General features: G+C 61.8%; 2 protein-coding genes. Both read right to left on the bottom strand.

Annotated elements, in window-relative coordinates; translation table 11 throughout:
• The coding region (locus tag MOJ79_RS18885; protein WP_241925544.1) for a hypothetical protein at nt 1-257 on the bottom strand (257 nt) is incomplete at its 3' end.
• A gap of 30 nt (nt 258-287) precedes the next feature.
• On the bottom strand, nt 288-747 hold a 460-nt coding region (locus tag MOJ79_RS18880), incomplete at its 5' end, for a hypothetical protein (RefSeq protein WP_241925543.1).

Below are 747 nucleotides of genomic sequence, written 5' to 3'. Positions count from 1 at the left end.
AGCGCGAAGCTCGACGGCATGATGTGGATGCGGAAATAGAAATCATCGAAGTAGCTGCCGAGAATGCTTCCCGCCTTGGCCTCCTGCGCTGGCACCGTGACGTTGGGCTGGTAGACGCGTGTGCCCGTCAGTGCCGCCGGCGCCATGCTGGCCGCCCACGGGTAGATCGGCCCAAAGGTGTCGCCGTCGCGGCTGAGGTTCTGGTTGAGCGAGCCGGCCTGCGCAGCCGACAGCGTGACGCCGGTGAGCGTTGGCATAGGTGGACCTTGCGCGCTTCGCCCCAGGCGTCACGGACCGTCGTAGCGCACGGCCATGCCCAAGGTGCCAGAGTGGTTTGAACTTGTTGGAATTGATGCGTCGCGGCTCGCGGTGTTCTTGCGATACACGGGTGCGGCGAACCATCTTTCTGTGCCGAGCGTCAGGATCTGACCGTCGTTGATGTTGTCATTGCGCACAAAACGCAAGTGGGGCAGATCGGCCACGTAGGCCCACAGGCTTGACGGCTGGATGGCCATCACGTGGCAGCGCACGAGTACGGCTTCACCGTTCCAGGTGTTTGGCTGTGTGGCCAGTAACGTCTGCGCCGGAAAGTCTGCGGCCGCACCGAAACCGGCGGTTGGCGTCGAAGAAACACGCTGTGACCACCACTCGTAGCCCTGATGGTTCAAGTAAATCGAGCTTGCCAATACGCCGGCGGAATCGTTCTGCTTCCAGAATGGAGCCCCAGATGTTCGTGTGAAACCGCTT

This window comes from Calidifontimicrobium sp. SYSU G02091, from assembly GCF_022631395.1.
GTDB lineage: Bacteria > Pseudomonadota > Gammaproteobacteria > Burkholderiales > Burkholderiaceae_C > Calidifontimicrobium > Calidifontimicrobium sediminis.
Note: the sequence above shows the minus strand (reverse complement) of the source record. Positions and strands in the feature narration are given on the sequence as shown.